The organism is Qipengyuania sp. RANM35, from assembly GCF_041021145.2.
Lineage (GTDB): Bacteria > Pseudomonadota > Alphaproteobacteria > Sphingomonadales > Sphingomonadaceae > Qipengyuania > Qipengyuania soli.
Genome location: NZ_CM196433.1, coordinates 2,503,393 through 2,521,967, shown reverse-complemented (window position 1 = coordinate 2,521,967; position 18,575 = coordinate 2,503,393). Strand labels below are relative to the sequence as shown.

General features: G+C 63.9%; 18 protein-coding genes. 6 read left to right on the top strand and 12 right to left on the bottom strand.

What is annotated here, in order from left to right; translation table 11 throughout:
• Window positions 1-39: 39 nt before the first annotated feature.
• The 5 genes from RAM60_RS12620 to RAM60_RS12600 all read right to left on the bottom strand — a co-directional run bounded on the left by RAM60_RS12620 (window position 40) and on the right by RAM60_RS12600 (window position 4,969).
• The gene (locus RAM60_RS12620) at window positions 40-858 is read right to left on the bottom strand and encodes a head GIN domain-containing protein (protein WP_369026478.1); all 819 of its coding nucleotides are present in this window, start codon (window positions 856-858) and stop codon (window positions 40-42) included.
• Between the two features lie 134 nt (window positions 859-992).
• A complete protein-coding gene (locus RAM60_RS12615) occupies window positions 993-1,526 on the bottom strand; it encodes a CarD family transcriptional regulator (RefSeq protein ID WP_200981689.1) in 534 nt (177 codons plus the stop codon).
• A gap of 257 nt (window positions 1,527-1,783) precedes the next feature.
• Entirely contained in the window at window positions 1,784-2,122 is a 339-nt protein-coding gene (fdxA, locus tag RAM60_RS12610; protein ID WP_200981688.1) for a ferredoxin FdxA, read from the bottom strand.
• Window positions 2,123-2,173: 51 nt separating this feature from the next.
• The gene (locus RAM60_RS12605; protein WP_200981687.1) at window positions 2,174-2,431 is read right to left on the bottom strand and encodes an RNA-binding S4 domain-containing protein; all 258 of its coding nucleotides are present in this window, start codon (window positions 2,429-2,431) and stop codon (window positions 2,174-2,176) included.
• A gap of 9 nt (window positions 2,432-2,440) precedes the next feature.
• A complete protein-coding gene (locus RAM60_RS12600; protein WP_369026479.1) occupies window positions 2,441-4,969 on the bottom strand; it encodes a helicase-related protein in 2,529 nt (842 codons plus the stop codon).
• 165 nt (window positions 4,970-5,134) lie between these two features.
• Here RAM60_RS12600 and RAM60_RS12595 point away from each other — a divergent pair, with 165 nt between their 5' ends.
• From RAM60_RS12595 to RAM60_RS12570, 6 genes are read left to right on the top strand one after another with little or no spacing between them, the layout of a single operon-like run.
• On the top strand, window positions 5,135-6,745 hold the full coding sequence (locus RAM60_RS12595) for a M23 family metallopeptidase (RefSeq protein WP_369026480.1): 1,611 nt from the start codon (window positions 5,135-5,137) through the stop codon (window positions 6,743-6,745).
• A 49-nt stretch (window positions 6,746-6,794) separates the two neighbouring features.
• A complete protein-coding gene (gene hemB, locus RAM60_RS12590; RefSeq protein WP_369026481.1) occupies window positions 6,795-7,793 on the top strand; it encodes a porphobilinogen synthase in 999 nt (332 codons plus the stop codon).
• 5 nt (window positions 7,794-7,798) lie between these two features.
• Entirely contained in the window at window positions 7,799-8,347 is a 549-nt protein-coding gene (locus RAM60_RS12585; RefSeq protein ID WP_369026482.1) for a GNAT family N-acetyltransferase, read from the top strand.
• Complete coding sequence (locus tag RAM60_RS12580; RefSeq protein WP_200981682.1) at window positions 8,340-8,897, top strand: GNAT family N-acetyltransferase; 558 nt, start codon at window positions 8,340-8,342, stop codon at window positions 8,895-8,897. The genes RAM60_RS12585 and RAM60_RS12580 overlap by 8 nt, the downstream gene beginning before the upstream one ends.
• Complete coding sequence (locus RAM60_RS12575; RefSeq protein ID WP_369026483.1) at window positions 8,894-9,466, top strand: gamma carbonic anhydrase family protein; 573 nt, start codon at window positions 8,894-8,896, stop codon at window positions 9,464-9,466. Before RAM60_RS12580 ends, RAM60_RS12575 begins: the two co-directional genes overlap by 4 nt.
• Entirely contained in the window at window positions 9,447-9,728 is a 282-nt protein-coding gene (locus RAM60_RS12570; RefSeq protein ID WP_369026484.1) for a DUF167 domain-containing protein, read from the top strand. Before RAM60_RS12575 ends, RAM60_RS12570 begins: the two co-directional genes overlap by 20 nt.
• Here RAM60_RS12570 and RAM60_RS12565 read toward each other — a convergent pair.
• From RAM60_RS12565 to clpA, 7 genes are all read right to left on the bottom strand, one after another.
• A complete protein-coding gene (locus RAM60_RS12565) occupies window positions 9,725-10,240 on the bottom strand; it encodes a DUF1993 domain-containing protein (RefSeq protein ID WP_369026485.1) in 516 nt (171 codons plus the stop codon). The genes RAM60_RS12570 and RAM60_RS12565 overlap by 4 nt on opposite strands.
• 27 nt (window positions 10,241-10,267) lie before the next feature.
• Window positions 10,268-10,954, bottom strand: a complete 687-nt coding sequence (locus RAM60_RS12560) for a YoaK family protein (protein WP_369026486.1) — start codon at window positions 10,952-10,954, stop codon at window positions 10,268-10,270.
• Between the two features lie 10 nt (window positions 10,955-10,964).
• Window positions 10,965-12,557, bottom strand: coding sequence for a cisplatin damage response ATP-dependent DNA ligase (locus tag RAM60_RS12555; protein WP_369026487.1), 1,593 nt, complete (start codon window positions 12,555-12,557; stop codon window positions 10,965-10,967).
• Between the two features lie 2 nt (window positions 12,558-12,559).
• Window positions 12,560-13,564: a ligase-associated DNA damage response exonuclease gene (locus tag RAM60_RS12550; RefSeq protein ID WP_369026488.1), complete on the bottom strand. Its 1,005-nt coding sequence runs from the start codon at window positions 13,562-13,564 to the stop codon at window positions 12,560-12,562.
• A gap of 42 nt (window positions 13,565-13,606) precedes the next feature.
• Window positions 13,607-15,103 carry an ABC transporter permease gene (locus RAM60_RS12545; RefSeq protein ID WP_369026489.1) on the bottom strand — a complete coding sequence of 499 codons (1,497 nt, stop codon included), beginning with the start codon at window positions 15,101-15,103 and terminating at the stop codon, window positions 13,607-13,609.
• Window positions 15,100-16,017, bottom strand: coding sequence for an ABC transporter ATP-binding protein (locus RAM60_RS12540; RefSeq protein ID WP_369026490.1), 918 nt, complete (start codon window positions 16,015-16,017; stop codon window positions 15,100-15,102). The genes RAM60_RS12545 and RAM60_RS12540 overlap by 4 nt, the downstream gene beginning before the upstream one ends.
• 124 nt (window positions 16,018-16,141) lie before the next feature.
• Window positions 16,142-18,514 carry an ATP-dependent Clp protease ATP-binding subunit ClpA gene (clpA, locus tag RAM60_RS12535; RefSeq protein ID WP_369026491.1) on the bottom strand — a complete coding sequence of 791 codons (2,373 nt, stop codon included), beginning with the start codon at window positions 18,512-18,514 and terminating at the stop codon, window positions 16,142-16,144.
• Window positions 18,515-18,575: the final 61 nt, after the last annotated feature.

Here is an 18,575-nt window from a genome sequence, read left to right as displayed (position 1 = left end):
CCGCCCGCCTAGCCATTGAATGTTTAGCCTTCGATGAACTTAGCCCTTGGGGGGCTTGGGAGCCTTTGGTGCCTTGGGCGCCCCGGGCGCTTCCGGTGCAGGCGCAGCTTCTTCACTGCTCTTGGCGGGCTTGCAATTGAGCTTGCCCGAGCCGACCGCGCTTACGGTGCAGTTCGCGCGACCAAGGACGGTCACGCGACCCGAACCCACGATCGAGGCATCGACCTTGCCATCGGACGAGAATTCCGCCTCGCCCGATCCGGCAACAGATATATCGGCCTTTTCGACCTTCAGCCCGGCCATTCTGGCGCGGCCAGATCCGGCGATGGTCATGTCGAGATTGTCGACTGCGCCTGCCGCCTCGAAGTCGCCCGATCCGGCGATGGTCATCTCGAATTTTTCGGCAGTGAGATCGGCAACCTTGGCGCGGCCCGAACCGGCAATGGTGACCTCTGCCTTGTTGGTCATCTTCTCGACGTCGATGTCGCCGGATCCCGCGACCACCAGGCCGTTGAGCTCGGGCAGGGTCACAGTGACGGTGGCCGAGCCCTTGTCCTTCCAGCTGTTCTTCTCGCGCGTAATGGCGAGCGTACCGTCATCGATCGAAAAGCGCAGCGCGTCGACCGCATTGGCATCGCCGGACACATCGAGGTCGAGCTTGTCGCCGTCGCGCACGACAACCCTGTCCGGACCGGCGACCACGAGTTCCTTGGGCGCGGGACCGCTCATGTCGAGTTCGGCCAGCGGGACCGCATCGCTATCGCCGATCTGGATGTTCACGCCGTCGCAGCCGGAAACCATCGCCGCTCCTGCGAGAGCGGCCAGCGGCGCGAGGCCCTTGAGTATCTTGTGGATCATAGCGGAATTCTTCCCTTCGTTTCCGACTGTCCGTATTGCCGATATAATACGGTGAGGAAGCGAGGGCAAGGCAAGCGAAAGGGGCCGCCCCTTGCGGAGCGGCCCCTCGTCGAGTTCCGAATGTCGCCTGTCGATCAGGCGTCTTCGGTGTTGTCGTAATACTGGGGCGCGTGTTCGCGCAGGACCTCGAGGATCTTTTCGAGTGCAGTCGGCTCGTCGGTCTTCTCCATCGCCGCGAGTTCGCGGGCGAGTCGGCTCGAGGCCGCTTCGAAGATCTGGCGCTCCGAATAGCTCTGCTCCGGCTGGTCGTCGGGGCGGAACAGGTCGCGGGTCACCTCGGCAATCAGGACGATCTCGCCCGAATTGATCTTGGCTTCGTATTCTTGGGCGCGGCGCGACCACATGGTACGCTTGACCTTGGGCTTGCCCTTGAGGGTTTCCATCGCCTCCTTGAGAGTCTTGTCGCTCGACAGCTTGCGCATGCCGATCGATTCGACCTTGTTGGTCGGGACGCGGAGCGTCATGCGCTCCTTCTCGAAACGCAGGACATAGAGTTCGAGCTGCATACCGGCGATTTCCTCGCTCTGGAGCTCGATTACACGGCCGACACCGTGCTTGGGATAAACAACATAATCGCCGACATCGAAGGCATTCGCCTGGCTAGCCATGCATTCCATCCTTTCGTCAGGGCAGGTCCTGTTGGGGGCCGCAGCGTCACGAAGGGGTCGGGCCGCGCCCCGTATCAGGGTGCGCGGGTGAACTCCTTGGATGGCGTTACGGGGTGGCCTGCCCTTTCAGTCTTAACACCTGACCGGGAGCAAACCGGTGCAGTTGTTGCATTATATAGCACACTCGCAACAAAATTGCGAATCGCAATTGAATGCTGGCTTGCGGGGGATGGAATCGCGCCGAACGGGGCGCGGGATCAGTCGCCTTCGCCGGGTTCGGCCGAGAAGTACTTGTCGTACTTGTCTTCTTCGCCCTTGTGCTCGTCGGCGTCGGCCGGCGGTTCCTTGCTCTGCGTGATGTTCGGCCACTCGGCGGAGAACTTCGTGTTGAGCTCGAGCCACTTCTCGAGGCCGTCCTCGGTATCCGGGAGAATCGCTTCTGCCGGGCACTCGGGCTCGCACACGCCGCAGTCGATGCACTCGCTGGGGTTGATGACGAGCATGTTCTCGCCCTCGTAGAAACAGTCGACCGGGCAGACCTCGACGCAGTCGGTGTACTTGCACTTGATGCAGGCGTCGGTGACGACATAGGTCATGGGTAGTCTGGTCCCTTGAAGTGTTTCCCTGAAAACCGCTGCTAGGGCCGATTATCCTTTGGGGTCAAGCTCCCGATAGCATGCCTGTGCTTCACGCGGCGGTCCGCGACGTTCGGGAAGCTCGAGAATCTCGACAAGGCGCACCAGATTGCCCAGCGGAATCGTCAGTACATCGCCCACGCGTACTTCGTGCGAGCCGCGCACGACACGCTCTCCGTTCCGCCGGATATAACCCTGCTCGACCAGCTTTTGCGCCGCGCTGCGCGTTCGCACGAAGCGCAGGTGACACAGCAGGCGGTCGATCCGCATCCGGTCCCCTTACCGCATGAGATCGGCAAGGGCGGCAAAGGCGCTTCCCTCGCGAGGTGCGGCGGGAGCCTGGCGTTCCTGCTTGCGGCGCGCGGGGCGCCATTCCCAAAGGTCGGGCCGGGCCGGGCCGAAAGCGCCTTCGGGGAGCTTTCGGGCATGCTGTACGCGGAACCCCGCGCTGCCGAGCAGGCGGACGGCGTTTTTCTCCTCGAGCCCGATCGAGATTGGAAGCGAGAGGTCGAGAACGAACTTGCGGCGGCGATCCTTGGCCTGGGCCTTGGCGCGGACCTCGTGCGCCGCGCGCAGGATTTTTTCCGCCAAGTCCACGCGGATCGCCTGATCGCCGGCCGGACGGTAACCACTTGGCAGACGCTTCCCGCCGGCAATGACCGGCAACATGCCGTCCTGCAGGGGGCGGCGATCAATCCCGAGCGAGGCGAGCAGCTGGCGCGGAGCAGGCTTGAGCAAGGCGGGCGCGAATATGTCGAGAGCACCGAATGTCACGCCGATCTTGCGCAGGAAGGGGCGCATTTCCTTGGGCAGATGTTCGATGCCCGCGCGTTCGCGAGAGACGAAGCCGTGTCCGGCTATGAGGTTGAGCAACAGCGCGCGTGCCTGGGATCCGGCCTCCGGGTCGCGCGCCGCAGCGTGCAGCTTCTCCAGCGCTTCGAGGGGGGCAAGGCGCGCGGCAACAAGGGCCTGTAGCGCTGCCAGCAGGGTGGTTCGTGCAGCTTCGGGAAGTGCCGAAATCTCTCGGGTGGGTTGCAGGATCGGCGTCACTGTGCCGTCTCGGAATTCCAGGCGGGCCAGTTCCTCGCCTCTCCAGCGTAAGGCGCCGCGTGCGATCTCGACATCAGCCATGTCGGACGCCGCAAGCGCCTTGGCCTGCTCGCCCAGTATGCGCGGGAGCGACTTTTCCGCCGCGGCCAGCAGCATCCGGCGATCCTCGTGGCGTGCACCCGGGTCGACGACGAAGCGGAACCCCTCGACCTTGCCAAGATGCTCGCCATCTACGGTCACGCTGCCGTCCTCACCCAGTTCGATGGGCAACATGCCGGCGTCTTCACCCAGCGACTTCATCAGGATTGCCGTCCTCCGGTTCACGAATCTTTCGGTCAGCCGCGCATGGAGCGCATCCGACAGTTTTGCCTCTACCGCCCGCGCACGCGACGCCATTTCGTCACGCGCCAGGACCCAGTCGGGCCGCTGGCAGATGTAGGCCCAGCTGCGAATCGCGGCGATCCGCCCCTGCAGCGTATCGATGTCGCCCGCCATGTTGTCGAGTTCGGAGATGCGCGCAGCGACGTAATCCGCACCGAGATAGCCTTCCGAAAGATCCTGCCAAAGACGCGCGACGAAGCGGGCGTGGACATCCGGGCCGCGCTGGCGGAAGTCGGGCAGCGAGCAGGCTTCCCAGAACCGCCTGACCATCCCCGGAGTGCGCACGTTTGCCGAGACCGGTTCTTCGGCAAGCCTCTTCACCGTCGCAAGATCGATCGCTTCGGGCGCCAGGCGCAGGACCGGATCCAGCGGCGGCGCCTCGAGATCGGCGATGAGAGTCGCAAGATTGTCGCAGCGCGGTTCGGGCTCGCGCCAGAAGAGATGGGTCAGGGGCGCGAACCGGTGTTCCTCGATCGCGTAGATCTCTTCTTCGGTGAATTCGGGGGCAGGGCCGCGTTGTCCGGCAAGGGTGCCGAAGGTTCCGTCGCGCTGGTGACGGCCGGCACGACCGGCAATCTGCGCCATTTCTGCGGGCAGCAGGCGGCGCTGGCGCACGCCGTCGAACTTCGTGAGACCGGCAAAGGCGACGTGGTTCACATCGAGGTTGAGACCCATGCCGATGGCATCGGTGGCGACGATGTAATCGACCTCGCCCGACTGGAAGAGCGCGACCTGCTTGTTCCGGGTCTCGGGGCTCAGCGCGCCCATGACCACGGCCGCTCCGCCGCGGAAGCGCCGCAACATCTCCGCCACCGCATAAACCTGCTCTGCGCTGAAGGCGACGATCGCGCTCCGCGGAGGCAGGCGCGAGAGCTTGCGCGGTCCGATGTGGGTGAGGGTCGAAAAGCGAGGGCGATCGGAAATCTCGGCTTCGGGCACCAGTTCGCGAACCAGCGGCGCTACGGTAGCCGAGCCCAGGAGCATGGTTTCCTCGCGACCCCGCGTATTCAGAAGGCGGTCGGTGAAGATGTGTCCACGCTCGCGGTCGGCGGCGAGTTGCGCTTCGTCCAGGGCGACGAAGGCCGCGTTCGCACCGTCCCGCGGCATCGCCTCGACCGTGCAACACAGGTAGCGCGCATCCTTCGGTTCGATCCGTTCTTCGCCGGTGATGAGGGCAACCTGCGCGTCGCCCTTGATTGCGCGGACGCGGTCGTAGACTTCACGCGCCAGCAATCGCAGCGGGAAGCCCATGCAACCGCTCGAATGGCCGCACATGCGTTCGATCGCCAGATGCGTCTTGCCGGTATTGGTGGGTCCGAGAACCGCCTTGATCGCGCTGTCCTGCACCAAGCCTAAGTGGCAGCGGTGGTTGGGCATCGCAACCACCGGGCGCAGATCATCCTCGATTCACCGCAATACGGACTCGGGTGGGCGCATGTTAATCGCACCTTTACTTTGTTTCGTCAGGAAATGCGGGCAACAGATCCGCAAGGGTCAGGTCCTACCGTTCACGCCGGTTGGACCTTGGACGGAGGGTCAGGCGTGTATAGGTCCCACGGGGACGATAGCGAGAAAGATGCCCAGGCATCGCTCGGCGGCTTGAACGGGCCGGCCGTTGCGCTCGCGCACGACCAGATCGTTGCCGCTCCCAGTATTCCCAGGTTTTCATGGGCCGAACTGCGCGACAATCTGTCGTCGCGTATCGGCACGCTGGATATGGCTCCCGATCTCGGCGCGGAAATCGGCAGCAAGCGGTGGTTCCGGGGCCTTGGCACGCTGGTCGGCCTTTCCGCCTTCGCGCTGAGCTTCTGGCCGAGTTTCGAACCGCTGGAGGCCGCACCGGCAGTCGACCTCAACGATGCCGTGCGCGATGAATACCGCAGCCAGATGATCATGCCGCTTGCCCTCGGTGGTGACAGCGGGCGCCACATGGGCGCTACTTCGCTTGTCGCACCGCTGGCCGAGGCACCCGAGCGGCCGAGCATCGAGCTGGTTGCCACACTGGCCCGCGGCGACGGGTTCGAAACCATGCTCCGTCGCGCCGGGATGGGCTCTTCGGACACCCAATCGGTCACCGACATGGTCAGCCGCGCCATCGCTCTGGCGGAAATCCAGCCCGGCACGCAGGTCGACATCGTCCTTGGCCGCCGCCCCTCGCCGGGCGAGCCGCGCCCGCTCGAGAAACTCGCCTTCCGCGCCCGGTTCGATCTCGAACTTTCGGTGGCACGCCTCGACGAAGGCGGCGATCTCTCGCTGATCAAGAAGCCCATCCGCGTCGATGAAACCCCGTTGCGCATTCGCGGAACCGTGGGTGACAGCCTCTATCGCTCCGCCCGCGCCGCAGGCGCTCCGGCGAGTGCGGTGCAGAGTTATCTCAAGACGCTGAGCCAGCAGATCAATCTCGATCGCGATATCCGCGCGGGCGACACCTTCGATTTCATCATCGCCCATCGTCGGGCAGCGACTGGCGAGCGCCAGGCGGGCCAGCTGCTCTATGCAGGCATCGATCGCGGCGACAAGTCGCGCGTGCAGCTGATGCGCTGGGGCAAGGATGGCCAGTTCTACGAGGCTTCCGGCGTGGGCGAGCAGCGTGGCGGACTCATGGCCCCCGTGCCGGGCCGCACGTCTTCGCGCTTCGGCATGCGGCGCCACCCGATCCTCGGCTATACCCGCATGCACTCGGGCCTCGACTACAAGGCCAGCTACGGCACACCCATCGTCGCCGTCACCGACGGTCGCGTTCTGTCGGCTGGTCGCGCTGGCGGCTGCGGCAATGCAGTCAAGCTGCGCCACGAAGGCGGGATCGACACGCGGTATTGCCATATGAGTCGCATGGCAGTGGATCGCGGCCAGTCAGTGCGCCGGGGGCAGGTTATCGGCTACGTGGGCTCCACCGGCCTCTCCACCGGTGCGCATCTCCACTACGAGATGTATCGCAATGGCCGCGCGGTCGATCCGGCTTCGGTCAAGTATGTCACCCGCGCGCAGCTGAGCGGCGCGGAGCTGCAGCGCTTCCGCGAAACCCTTTCAACCCTCAAGAAGGTCGAACCGGGAGCTGCACTCGGCGATCTTCAGCCAACACCCAACGAGGTCGTGGCAGAAGAACCGCTACGCGAGATCGACCGCATCGAGACGCCCAAGAAACTGCGCTGACACATCTGCTGCGATTGCGCAGCGTCGCGCCTTCCGGCAGACGGTGCGCATGACAACTACATCCTATCCTGCGACCCGCCTGCGCCGCACCCGTGCCACGGCCTGGAGCCGTGCCATGCATCGCGAGACGCTGCTCACCCCGGCAGACCTGATCTGGCCGCTGTTCGTGACCGATGGCGCGGGCGTCGAAGAGCCGATCGCAAGCCTGCCGGGAGTTTCGCGCTGGTCCGTGGATGGCATCGCAATGCGTGCGAAGGAGGCGCTCGATCTGGGCATTCCGTGCGTCGCCTTGTTTCCGAACACCCAACCGGACCGTCGCAGCGATGACGGGGCGGAGGCGCTCAATCCCGACAACCTCATGTGCCGGGCAATCAAGGCGGTCCGTGACGCCTGTGGCAGCGATGTCGGCATCCTGACCGATGTCGCGCTCGACCCCTATACCAGCCACGGTCAGGACGGGCTGCTCGACGCTGATGGCTACGTCGTCAACGACGATACGGTTGCGGTGCTGGTCGACCAGGCGGTCAACCAGGCCAATGCAGGCGCCGATATCATCGCACCATCTGACATGATGGATGGCCGCGTCCGCGCCATCCGCATGGCGCTGGAGATGAACGACCATCCCAACGTCCAGATCATGGCCTATTCGGCAAAGTACGCCTCGGCCTTCTATGGCCCGTTCCGTGACGCCGTGGGGTCTGGCGGACTGCTCAAGGGTGACAAGAAGAGCTACCAGATGGACCCTGCCAATGGTGACGAGGCCATGCGCGAAATCGCCATGGACATCGCCGAGGGCGCAGACAGCGTCATGGTCAAGCCGGGTCTCGCTTATCTCGACATCATCTGGCGTGCCAAGGAGCGCTTTGGCGTACCGGTCTTCGCCTACCAGGTCAGCGGCGAGTATGCGCTGATCGAAGCGGGCGCTGCGGCAGGCGTCGCCGATCGCGATGCGTTGCTGATGGAAAAGCTTCTCGGCTTCAAGCGCGCAGGCTGTTCCGGCGTGTTGACCTACCATGCGCCTGTTGCTGCGCGCCTGCTGAACGGCTGACGGCGATGGGCAACCTCCGGCACGAGACCGAGCGGCTGGTCCTGCGCGACTGGCGCGACGAGGATTGGGAACTTTTCTGGGGCGCGACCAACACGCCCGAAGTCATGCGCTGGCTCGGCGGCGTTTGCGACGAGGACAAGCGCCTTGCCGCACAGGGGCGCCTGCTTTCCTACGAGCGCGATCACGGCCACACCTTCTGGTGCATAGAACGCAAGGAAGATGGTGCGATCCTCGGTTTTTGCGGCCTCAAGCGCTCCAACCAGGCAGGCGGACCGATGGGCCTGATGGAAGTGGGATGGCGCCTGCGTGAAGATGCGTGGGGCAAGGGCTATGCGAAGGAGGCTGCAAGCGCCTCGCTCGATCTTGCTTTCGACCGGTTCGGGGCCGACGAGGTCGTTGCCTTTACCGTGAACAAGAACGTCCCGAGCTGGGGACTGATGAAGCGCCTCGGCATGCGTCGGCGCGAAGATCTAGATTTCGATAGTGCCGATTTCGATGACCAGGACCCCACCATCATCGTCTACTCGATCGCGCGGGAGGACTGGCGTGGCTGATATCATCGCTGAAACCGAGCGCCTGATCCTGCGCACCATCGACGAGGGCGACGCGGTGGAACAAGACCGCCTGCTCAACACGCCTGCCGTGATGGAGCGGCTGGGCGGCGTGAAGGAACTGCACGAAATCGAAGCCAAGCACGCCAAGTCGCGTGCACTCTATGCGCAGGAAGGCTTCAGCTTCCTGTTCATGATCGAGAAGGCGACCGGCGAAATGGTCGGTCATTGCGGGATCAAACGGGTCGACAATCCGCTGGCGAGCAATCTCGGGGACCACGAGGTCGGCTGGTTGGTGCGCGAGGACCGCTGGCGGCGTGGGTATGCCGAAGAGGCCATGCGCGCGGTGCTCGACTGGGCCTTCGGGCGTGTCGATGCCCCGCATGTCGTGGCGCTCACCAGCGATCTTAACGTCGCCAGCTGGAAGCTGATGGAAAAGCTCGGCATGGTCCGGCGCAAGGATCTCGATTTCGACGATCCCGCCTATCCGCCTGAGGATCGAACGACGATCCTCTACTCGATTACCAAGGAACAGTGGGAGAGCGCCCGATGAGCGTGCACCGCCCCGGGGTGAACATCATCCCGATCCACGGCCATGCGCCGCAAATCCACGAGACCGCGTTCATCGCGCCGGGCTGTACCATCATTGGCAATGTCACGATCGGCGCTGGCAGCTCGATCTGGTACAATTGCGTGCTGCGCGCCGATGTCAGCCGTATCGTCATCGGCGAGCGCTCGAATATTCAGGACGGCACCGTGGTCCACTGCGATCCCGAGCGTCCGGGAGATCCCGATGGCTCGCCCTGCATCATCGGGGACGATGTTCTGGTCGGCCATATGGCGATGATCCATGGCTGCAGGATCGAGGATCGCGGCTTCGTCGGGCTCGGCGCGATCGCTATGAACAAGGCGGTGATCGGCTCTGACGCGATGCTGGCGGCAGGTGCCATGCTGACGGAGGGCAAGGTCATGGGCCCGCGCGAATTGTGGGGCGGGCGCCCGGCGCGCCTGATGCGCGAACTGAACGATGCCGCGATCATGGGAATGCGCATGGGCGTCGCGCATTATGCCGAGAACGCGAAGCACCACGCCGCGGCAGTCGATGAAGCGCTCAAGAGCTGAGCTTCCCGACCCCGCCGCCCTTCGCGCCCTGATCGATGCCGAGGGCCGTTTGGCCATCCGCGCCACTCCCGGCGCACGGGGCGAGGCGATCACGGTCGAAGACGGCAAGGTTTCTGTCAAAGTCCGCGCCAAACCACAGGACGGTGCCGCGAACAAGGCGGTCGTTCGCCTCGTCGCCCAGGCACTCGACCTTGCACCCTCCAGGGTCGAGTTGTTGCGCGGCGCAACTTCGCGCGAGAAACTGCTGGGAATTGCGCTTTAGGCGTTTGCGGGTGTCTTCAGGTACTTCATCATGAAGGGCACGTAGTCGGCCTTTCCGATCGCGAGGCCTTCCTTCCGCAGGATTGCGTAGGCGGTCATCAGGTGGAAGTAGAACTGGGGCATCGCCCAGTCACGGATGTACTCGTGCGTCTGCATGGAGAAGACCATGCCATTGGGCAGGTCGAACTCGACAGTGGCATCGGAAGCGGGCCAGCCGGAGGCGTCGGTGTTGGCGACAAGTTCCTGCGCCTTGGCGATCCTTGCATGCGCGTCGGCGAAATCAACGATGTCGCTGTCGTCGGACTCCAGGCCCAGCTCGCCCAGGCGGTCCAGCGCGACAATCACCTGACCGACAGTGAACCGGATCTGCGTGTGGAGGGGGTACATGTCCTCCGCCAGGCGGGCTTCCAGAAGGGCGGCACCCTTCTCGTGCTCGCTCGCCTTGCCGACCAGGTGGTCAAGCGTTCCGAGCATGTTGGCGTATGTGGCGAGCGCGGCAGTGGCGTAAGACATGGTTCTCTCCCCTCAGGTCCCTGCCAGCTAGGGTTGCGCCGTTTCCATATCAATGGGTCCGGTGCGTTCGATCAGCCAGGACGAACTGAAAAGCAGCACGGCGAGAGCGCAAAGGAGCGGCGGCGCAATGACTGCATTGTGGGCATAGACCCATCCGCCTCCGCAAGCGCCGAGAGCAAGGGCAAGCCAAAGCAGGCCGTAACCCCGCATGCCCTGCGCCGACCGACCGGTTAGTTGGGCGGCAATTCCCTGCCCGAAGCGCACGAGGGCGCCGGTCATGTAGGTGACGCCCACGGTGACCTCGCCATCCTTGGAAAAGACATTGTTGGCGAGGCCCATTGCGCAAGCTGCCGGCAGGAGGAACCCGAAGGTTGAGCCGAGAAAATGGGCAAGGGCCCCCACGCCAAGCAGTGCTGACACGCCCAGCAGAAGTGCGCGCTTTCGATACGCCGGCCAGCGTCCAGCAACAATCGCGCCCATGACTACCCCCGAAACGAAACTGCCGATGATCGCCAACGGAAGCAGGATCGCACTCGCAGTCGTGGCGAGGTCCACGCCCAGTCGCGTCGTGTTGCCCGACATGAAGGACGCGAAATAGCCGCCGGTCGCGAGGAAGCCAGTGGCATCGACTGCTCCTGCGAGGAAGGCGAGGCCGAGGGCCAGCTTCTGGCGGGCGGGGTCGTAGCGATGCACGGGCCGCAGCTTGCCGTGCATTGGCACGAAATCAATCCCTGATCAGCGCCCTCAGTGCCTCGATCCGGTCAGCTTCGTGCGGCGGTTTGTCCCAGCGAATGCGGTGAATGCGCGGGAAGCGCATGGCAAGCCCCGACTTGTGGCGCCTGGATTCGTGGACGCTGTCGAACGCGACCTCGAACACTAGGCTCTTGTCGGTCTCGCGGACCGGTCCGAAGCGGTTGACGGTGTTCTGGCGCACATGGCGATCGAGCTTCTTGAGTTCCTCGTCGGTGAAACCGGAATAGGCCTTGCCGACGGGCAGCAGTTCCGCGCCCAGGTCGGGGTCGCCATCCCAGCAACCGAAGGTGTAGTCGGAGTAGAAACTCGACCGCTTGCCGCTGCCGCGCTGGGCATACATCAGCACGCAATCGACCAGCAGCGGGTCGCGCTTCCACTTGTACCAGTACCCGACCCGGCGCCCGGCGATGTAGGGGCTGTCCTTGCGCTTGAGCATCAGCCCTTCGATCGCATCGTCACGTGCGGTCTCGCGTATGGCGCCAAGGTGCTTGAAGTCGCGGGCCTCGACGACTTCGCTCAGGTCGAAGTGGCTTTCGGGCAGGCGCTCCATCAGCGTCTCGAGCCGCGCACGGCGCTCCATCCAAGGCTTCTCGCGCAGATCCTCGCCCTCGATGATGAGCGCATCGTAGAGGCGGACAAAGGCCGGGTAATCGGCGAGCATCTTCTTGCTAACGGTCTTGCGCCCGAGCCGTTGCTGGAGTGCGTTGAAACTCGCCGCACCGCCTTCCTCGCCCCCCTGATGCGCGCCGCGCACGAGCAGTTCTCCGTCGAGGACTGCGGCAAAGGGGAGGACATCGAGCAATTCTGGGAAAGTCGCCGAAATGTCGTCTCCGCTGCGCGAATAGATCCGGGTCTCGTCACCTGCGCGGACGAGCTGGACGCGGATCCCGTCCCATTTCCACTCGGCGGCGTAATCGGCGAGGTCGACGACCGTTTCCTCCAGCGGATGGGCGAGCATGAAGGGGCGGAAGGTCGGCAGGTTTTCGGTATCGGGCGGCGCCTCGCCATGCGCGGCCCAGGCAAACAGCTCGGCATAGGGAGGGGTAAGCCCGTGCCAGTATTCCTCGACCTCCTCGACCGAGACATCGAAGGCCTGCGCGAAAGCGGTCTTGGCAAGTCGGCTCGAGACGCCGATCCGCATGCCGCCGGTCGCGAGCTTGAGCAGCGCATAGCGCCCGGAGGGATCGAGCCTGTCGAGCAGCTTGGGAAGCTCGACCTGCACGGACTTGCGATTCATGGCGTCAAGCATGTTTACCGCCTCGCTAACCGTGGGCGGTCTTGGTGCGGCATCGGGAGCGGGCCAGAGAAGGCTGGCTGTCTCGGCCGTGTCGCCGACGAAATCGCGGCTCAATGTCCAGAGCACCGGGTCGATGCGCTCCATGAGCATGGCACGGATGGTCGAACTTTTCACAGCGGGGAAATCGAGGCCATCGCTGAGCGCCGCGAGAGCCCAACCGCGATCGGGATCGGGGGTTGCCTGCAGATATTCCGCGATCAGCCGGAGCTTCTCGTTGCGGCTGCGCGTGTAGACCAGCGCATCGACCAGGGCGGCGAATTCCTCCACGCCTAGTCGTCCTCGTCCTCATAGCCGACGAGTGCGAGCGCGCGGGCGCGCCGTTGGTGGAGCTGGCACCAGCGCAGCAGCGCATCCTCGCGCCCATGGGTAATCCAGTTCTCTTCGGCTCCTACCTCCTCGATGGTCCGCGTTAGCTCTCCCCAGTCCGCGTGGTCGGAGATGACCAACGGCAATTCGACATTCCTTTGCCGGGCGCGCTGGCGAACGCGCATCCAGCCGCTTGCCATGGCTGTGATCGGGTCGGGCAAACGACGACTCCAGCGGTCGTTGAGCGCGGATGGCGGGCAGAGCACGACCGCGCCGCGCATGTCCTCCTTCGAATGGTCGGAGACGAGCCGCAACTCGCCGAGATCGACGCCGTGCTCCTCGTAGAGCCGGCACATTTTCTCTAGCGCGCCGTGAAGGTAGATCGGCTCGCGATGCCCCGCGCGGCGTAGTTCGGCGATAACCCGCTGCGCCTTGCCCAGCGCGTAAGCTCCCACCAGCACGCAGCGATCGGGATGCGCGGACAGGCGATCGAGCAGCTTCGCCATCTCCTCTTCGATCGGGGGATGAGTGAACAGCGGCAGGCCGAACGTCGCCTCGGTTATGAAGATGTCGCAAGGCGTGACCTCGAAAGGTGGGCATGTCGGATCGGGTCGGCGTTTGTAGTCGCCGGTGATCACCACCCTTTCGCCCGCATGTTCAAGCAGGATCTGCGCGCTGCCCAGCACGTGGCCGGCGGGGATGTATGTCGCGTCGACACCGCCGCGCAGGCGGATGGTCTCGCCATAGGCTACGGGCATAGCCCCGTCCGAAGTTGCGTAGCGCAACTTCATGATGGCCAGCGTTTCCGGAGTGGCGACTGTCTGACCGTGTCCGCCGCGCGCGTGATCGGCGTGGCCATGCGTCACCAGCGCCATGTCCGCCGGACGGCTGGGATCGATCCAGCAATCTGCGGGAACGACGTGGATGCCGTGCGGCTCGGGTCTTATCCAGGAGAAGGGCGCGGCCATTCCCGATTCAAGCAGGGAGACGGGCAAGCGTTCCCGGCAACCTCATTCCCTTGCGGGCTTGAGGCGTTCCACCAGCTGCCGCAATCCTGGCTTCTGCCCTGTTGCCAGCAGGCTCGCCCGGAACAGGCGGCCGAGGAAGACCAGTTCGAGGATGACGAAGGCGGCGAGGAAAGCGCCGGTCGCCAACACCACCCAGACCTCGATCCCCATGCCCAGTCGCGCGAGGACCGCGAAGGGCGTCCATAGCGGCACCCAGGTGAGCACCTGGATGAACAGCCCTTCCTTTCCGGCAACGACCGAATTGATGAGGAAGGTGATGGGCAGCAGGATGAGCAGCATGACCGGCATGAGGTAGCCCTGCGCCTCGCTCATCGAATCTGCCAGCGCACCGATCGCAACGAATATGATCGAGATGGCGACGTATCCGAGGATGAAGAAGTAGATCATCGTCACGATGTTGAACGGGGAAGTCAGCGGTTCGAGCGCGGGACGAATCATGTCGGCAATTGCCCCTTGCGTGGCAAAGGCGGCCACTGCGGCGCAAACGACCCAGACGCCGATCATCGACAGGCCTACCGCCAGCGAACCGAGCAGCTTGCCGTACATCAGTTCGTCGGGGCGGATGCAGGCGAGTAGGCTTTCAATCAGCTTGTTCGACCTCTCCTCGACCGAGCCCTGCAGCATCCAGCTGCCAGACATCAGCAGGCTGAGCATCAGGATATAGGCTGCGGCAAGGGGCAGAATGGAACGGATCAGCACCGCTTCCTTGGCACCTCCCCCGGGAGGTGGCGCGGTGACTGCGATCGCGGGCCTCGCGTCCTGGATCACGCGTGCCTCGTCGCGCGCGACGCCGCGCGATTGCAGCAGGCCGAGCCGCAACTCTCCGGTCAGGACCTCCTGGATGGTCTCGATGAAGTCCGATTCGGGCTGTTCGCTCGACCACAGGCGCACATTGGGATCGCGCGGGAATTCCGATCCGACCAGCACCACGTAGTCGGCGCCGATATCCTTGTTTTCCTTGTTCTGCCGGAAAAGCGTGTCGACGCCGTCCTGCAGCGCGTCGTCACCAGCCTGCGTCAGCTGTTCGTCTGCGCGGGCAACCACATAGGCGGGTGCGTGGCTCTTGAACTCGGGCGTATCCGGTACGCGAATCCCATCGATGCGCTTGATTGCGCCATCCACACCGCCGCCTTCGCGGAAGGCGAGCACATCTGCGTCCGAGAACCAGCGATCGCTTTTGGCCCATTCCGCGTCGGCCAGTTTCGCCTCGAGTTTGTGCTTGCGGACATAGCGGGCGAGATCGCGCATCATGTGGCGATCAGCCTCAATGGAGAAACGCGCGGCGATCGCATCGCTCACCGTTCCTCCCGCCCGGTCGATGACGACCACGCGCTGGGATTCCGGCTCGTCGAGGCCGCGTGCGAAGAGGGGGCCAATAGCAAGCGCCGCGGGCAGGAGCAGCAGGGTCAGCCAGAAGCTTTTCATTGCCACTATCTGGCGAAACTCGCGCTTGGCGACGAGTAGGACGTTGTCCATCATTGCTTCACTCCCGCATCGCCGACCAGTTCGACGAACACCTCATGCAACGAGGCGCGGTGTTCCTCGAATCTTCTGACCCCGATCCCGTTTGCGGTGCAGTGTTCGAGGATCGCTTCCGATGAAGTGCCGGGCTGCAATTGCAGCTCGTAATGTGTCCAGCCGTCACCCGCTTCTCCACCGGGAGTGGCTCCGATGACCCCAGGGACATCGGCTATTTGGGGCCGGGCCACCACGGCAATACGGGTCGGCAGAAGTGCACGTGCTTCGTCGAGCGTCCCTTCGAACCGCTTCTTGCCCTTGCGCAGCAGCAGCAGTCGGTCGCAAAGCCGTTCGGCGTGCTGCATGACGTGGGTCGAGAAGATTACTGCAGCACCGCGGCGCGAGGCGCGCAGGATCTCTTCTTCGAGCAATCCCTGATTGACCGGGTCGAGGCCGGAAAAGGGCTCATCGAGCATGAGCAGTTCGGGCTCGTTGACCAGCGAGCAGGCTAGCTGGACCTTCTGGGCCATGCCCTTCGACATGTCGCCAATCTTGCTCTTGGTGCGCTCGCCGAGATCGAAACGATCGAGCAGCGCCATGCCACGCTCGCGCGCGAGCTTCGCATCCATCTCCTTGAGGCGGCCGAAATAGACGATCGTGTCGATCGCGGTCATGTGGCTGTAGAGCCCACGCTCTTCCGGCAGGAAGCCGATGGCCGCCGAGTTCCGACGGTCGGGTGAGGCTCCCAGCACCTCGATCCGGCCCGATGTGGGGCGGATAATGTCGAGCACCATGCGCAGGGTCGTGGTCTTGCCCGCGCCATTGCCGCCCAGAAAGCCGAAGATCTCGCCAGGTTCGACCGCGAATGTGAGATCGTCCACCGCCAGCACGCCATCGAACCGCTTGGTTAGGTTTTCGACCCGCAAAACAGTCATTCAAGAGTCCCCTTGTTCAGTGACTGGGTAAGGGGAAGGCCAAAAGCGCTCAAGTGTCTTCGGTTGAACAACAAAAAAGGAGCGACCGAAGTCGCCCCTTGTTTTCGTGCGGTAGAGACGCAGCTTACTTTTTCGCTTCGCCCTCGCTGGTGTCTGCGGCCGGCTTCTTCGGCGCAGGTTTCTTCCTCGCAACAGCCTTCTTCTTTGCCGGCTTAGCCTTGGGAGGTGCCGGGGTAAGTTCGAAAGCGGGCTTGGCGTCCTTGATCGTGACCTGGACCTCGCCGCCGTCGGCAAGCTTGCCGAACAGCAGTTCCTCGGCGAGCGGCTGCTTGATCTTCTCCTGGATCAATCGCGCCATCGGGCGGGCGCCGTAGAGCCTGTCGTAACCCTTGTCACCCAGCCAGGTGCGCGCTTCCTTGTCGAACTGGATGTCGACATTCTGTTCGGCGAGCTGGAGTTCGAGCTGGAGGATGAACTTGTCGACCACGCGGGCGACGGTGTTCTTCCCGAGGTAGCCAAAGGGCACGATGGCATCGAGGCGATTGCGGAATTCGGGGGTGAACATCCGCTTCACCGCCTCCTCGCTCGCATCTTCCTTGCTCACGTCGCCGAAACCGATCCCCTGCCGTGCCATGTCTGCCGCGCCGGCATTGGTGGTCATGATGAGGACGACATTGCGGAAGTCTACCGTCTTGCCGTGGTGATCGGTAAGGCGGCCGTTATCCATCACCTGCAGCAGGATGTTGAACAGGTCCGGGTGCGCCTTCTCGATTTCGTCGAGCAGCAGCACGCAATGCGGGTTCTGGTCGATGGCATCGGTCAGTAGGCCGCCCTGGTCGTAACCGACATAGCCGGGAGGCGCGCCGATCAGGCGGGACACGCTGTGGCGCTCCATGTACTCGGACATGTCGAAGCGCTTCAGTTCGATGCCCATGATGCTGGCGAGCTGGCGAGCGACCTCGGTCTTGCCGACGCCGGTCGGGCCGCTGAACAGGAACGAGCCGATCGGCTTGTCCGGGTCGCGCAGGCCCGCGCGGCTCAGCTTCATCGCGGTCGACAGTTTCTCGACCGCAGCGTCCTGGCCGAAGACGACGTGCTTGAGGTCGCGCTCGAGGTTCTCGAGCGCCTTCTTGTCGTCGCTGCTTACCGACTTGGGCGGGATGCGCGCCATGGTCGCGATGACCGCCTCGATCTCGCGGGCGGTGATCTTCTTCTTGCGACGGCTCGGCGGCACCAGCATCTGCATCGCGCCGACTTCGTCGATCACGTCGATCGCCTTGTCGGGCAACTTGCGGTCGTTGATGTACCGTGCCGACAGCTCGACCGCCGTTTTCAGTGCATCGGCAGTGTAGGTGACCTTGTGGTGGTTCTCGAAGGCGCTCTTGAGGCCCTTGAGAATCTTGATCGTGTCCTCGACCGTCGGTTCGTTCACATCGATCTTCTGGAACCGGCGCAGCAGGGCGCGATCCTTTTCGAAGTGGTTGCGGAATTCCTTGTAGGTGGTCGAGCCGATACAGCGGATCGCGCCGCTCGACAGAGCGGGCTTGAGCAGGTTCGAGGCGTCCATCGCCCCGCCGCTCGTCGCACCGGCGCCAATCACCGTATGTATTTCGTCAATGAAGAGCACCGCGTCGGGCATGCCCTCAAGCTCGTTGACGACCTGCTTCAGGCGTTCCTCGAAGTCGCCGCGGTAGCGTGTGCCGGCAAGCAACGCGCCCATGTCGAGCGAGTAGATCACCGCGTTCTGCAGCACTTCGGGCACCTCGCCCTCGACGATCTTGCGTGCCAGACCTTCCGCAATCGCGGTCTTGCCGACACCGGGATCGCCAACATAGAGCGGATTGTTCTTCGAGCGACGGCAGAGGATCTGGATCGTGCGATCGACTTCCGGTCCGCGGCCGATCAGCGGGTCGACCTTGCCGTCTTCCGCCTTTTTGTTGAGGTTGACGGTGAACTGGTCGAGCGCGGTTTCCTTCTTGCCCTTGGCGTCGCCCTTATCCTCGGTCTCGGCCTGGGCCTCTTCGGCACCCTGGGGCGGGCGGCTCTCGATCTGCTTGCCCCCCTTGCCGATGCCGTGGCTGATGAAGCTAACAGCATCGAGCCGGCTCATGTCCTGCTGCTGGAGGAAATAGACCGCGTAGCTGTCACGTTCGGAGAACAGCGCCACCAGCACGTTGGCGCCAGTGACCGTGTCCTTGCCTGAGGACTGGACATGCAGGATCGCGCGCTGGATCACTCGCTGGAATCCGGCGGTCGGCTGAGGGTCGCTGGAATCGTCCGACTTCAGCGACTGGTATTCCTGTTCGAGATACTGGCGCACCACGCCGCCAAGTTCGTCGAGATCGACGCCGCAGGCGGTCATGACCTGCGCCGCATCATCGTCATCGATCAATGCCAGCAGCAAATGTTCGAGCGTGGCATATTCGTGCCGACGCTCGCCCGCGTCGCTGAGCGCTGCGTGGAGGGTCTTCTCGAGGTTTGCTGCAAAGCTTGGCATTTACGGTCTTCCTAAGGGGACTCGCGAGAGGCGAGACAGTGGCAGCCTAGGCCGGCAAGGT

What these genes read in the sequence shown, in the direction of transcription:
- RAM60_RS12585 (WP_369026482.1), top strand. Translation starts at nt 7,799, where the DNA reads ATGGGCAACCTCCGGCACGAGACCGAGCGGCTGGTCCTGCGCGACTGG.
- hemB (WP_369026481.1), top strand. Translation starts at nt 6,795, where the DNA reads ATGACAACTACATCCTATCCTGCGACCCGCCTGCGCCGCACCCGTGCC.
- clpA (WP_369026491.1), bottom strand. Translation starts at nt 18,514, where the DNA reads ATGCCAAGCTTTGCAGCAAACCTCGAGAAGACCCTCCACGCAGCGCTC.
- RAM60_RS12560 (WP_369026486.1), bottom strand. Translation starts at nt 10,954, where the DNA reads ATGCACGGCAAGCTGCGGCCCGTGCATCGCTACGACCCCGCCCGCCAG.
- RAM60_RS12615 (WP_200981689.1), bottom strand. Translation starts at nt 1,526, where the DNA reads ATGGCTAGCCAGGCGAATGCCTTCGATGTCGGCGATTATGTTGTTTAT.
- RAM60_RS12620 (WP_369026478.1), bottom strand. Translation starts at nt 858, where the DNA reads ATGATCCACAAGATACTCAAGGGCCTCGCGCCGCTGGCCGCTCTCGCA.
- RAM60_RS12575 (WP_369026483.1), top strand. Translation starts at nt 8,894, where the DNA reads ATGAGCGTGCACCGCCCCGGGGTGAACATCATCCCGATCCACGGCCAT.
- RAM60_RS12600 (WP_369026479.1), bottom strand. Translation starts at nt 4,969, where the DNA reads ATGCCCAACCACCGCTGCCACTTAGGCTTGGTGCAGGACAGCGCGATC.
- RAM60_RS12550 (WP_369026488.1), bottom strand. Translation starts at nt 13,564, where the DNA reads ATGGCCGCGCCCTTCTCCTGGATAAGACCCGAGCCGCACGGCATCCAC.
- fdxA (WP_200981688.1), bottom strand. Translation starts at nt 2,122, where the DNA reads ATGACCTATGTCGTCACCGACGCCTGCATCAAGTGCAAGTACACCGAC.
- RAM60_RS12540 (WP_369026490.1), bottom strand. Translation starts at nt 16,017, where the DNA reads ATGACTGTTTTGCGGGTCGAAAACCTAACCAAGCGGTTCGATGGCGTG.
- RAM60_RS12605 (WP_200981687.1), bottom strand. Translation starts at nt 2,431, where the DNA reads ATGCGGATCGACCGCCTGCTGTGTCACCTGCGCTTCGTGCGAACGCGC.
- RAM60_RS12545 (WP_369026489.1), bottom strand. Translation starts at nt 15,103, where the DNA reads ATGATGGACAACGTCCTACTCGTCGCCAAGCGCGAGTTTCGCCAGATA.
- RAM60_RS12565 (WP_369026485.1), bottom strand. Translation starts at nt 10,240, where the DNA reads ATGTCTTACGCCACTGCCGCGCTCGCCACATACGCCAACATGCTCGGA.
- RAM60_RS12570 (WP_369026484.1), top strand. Translation starts at nt 9,447, where the DNA reads ATGAAGCGCTCAAGAGCTGAGCTTCCCGACCCCGCCGCCCTTCGCGCC.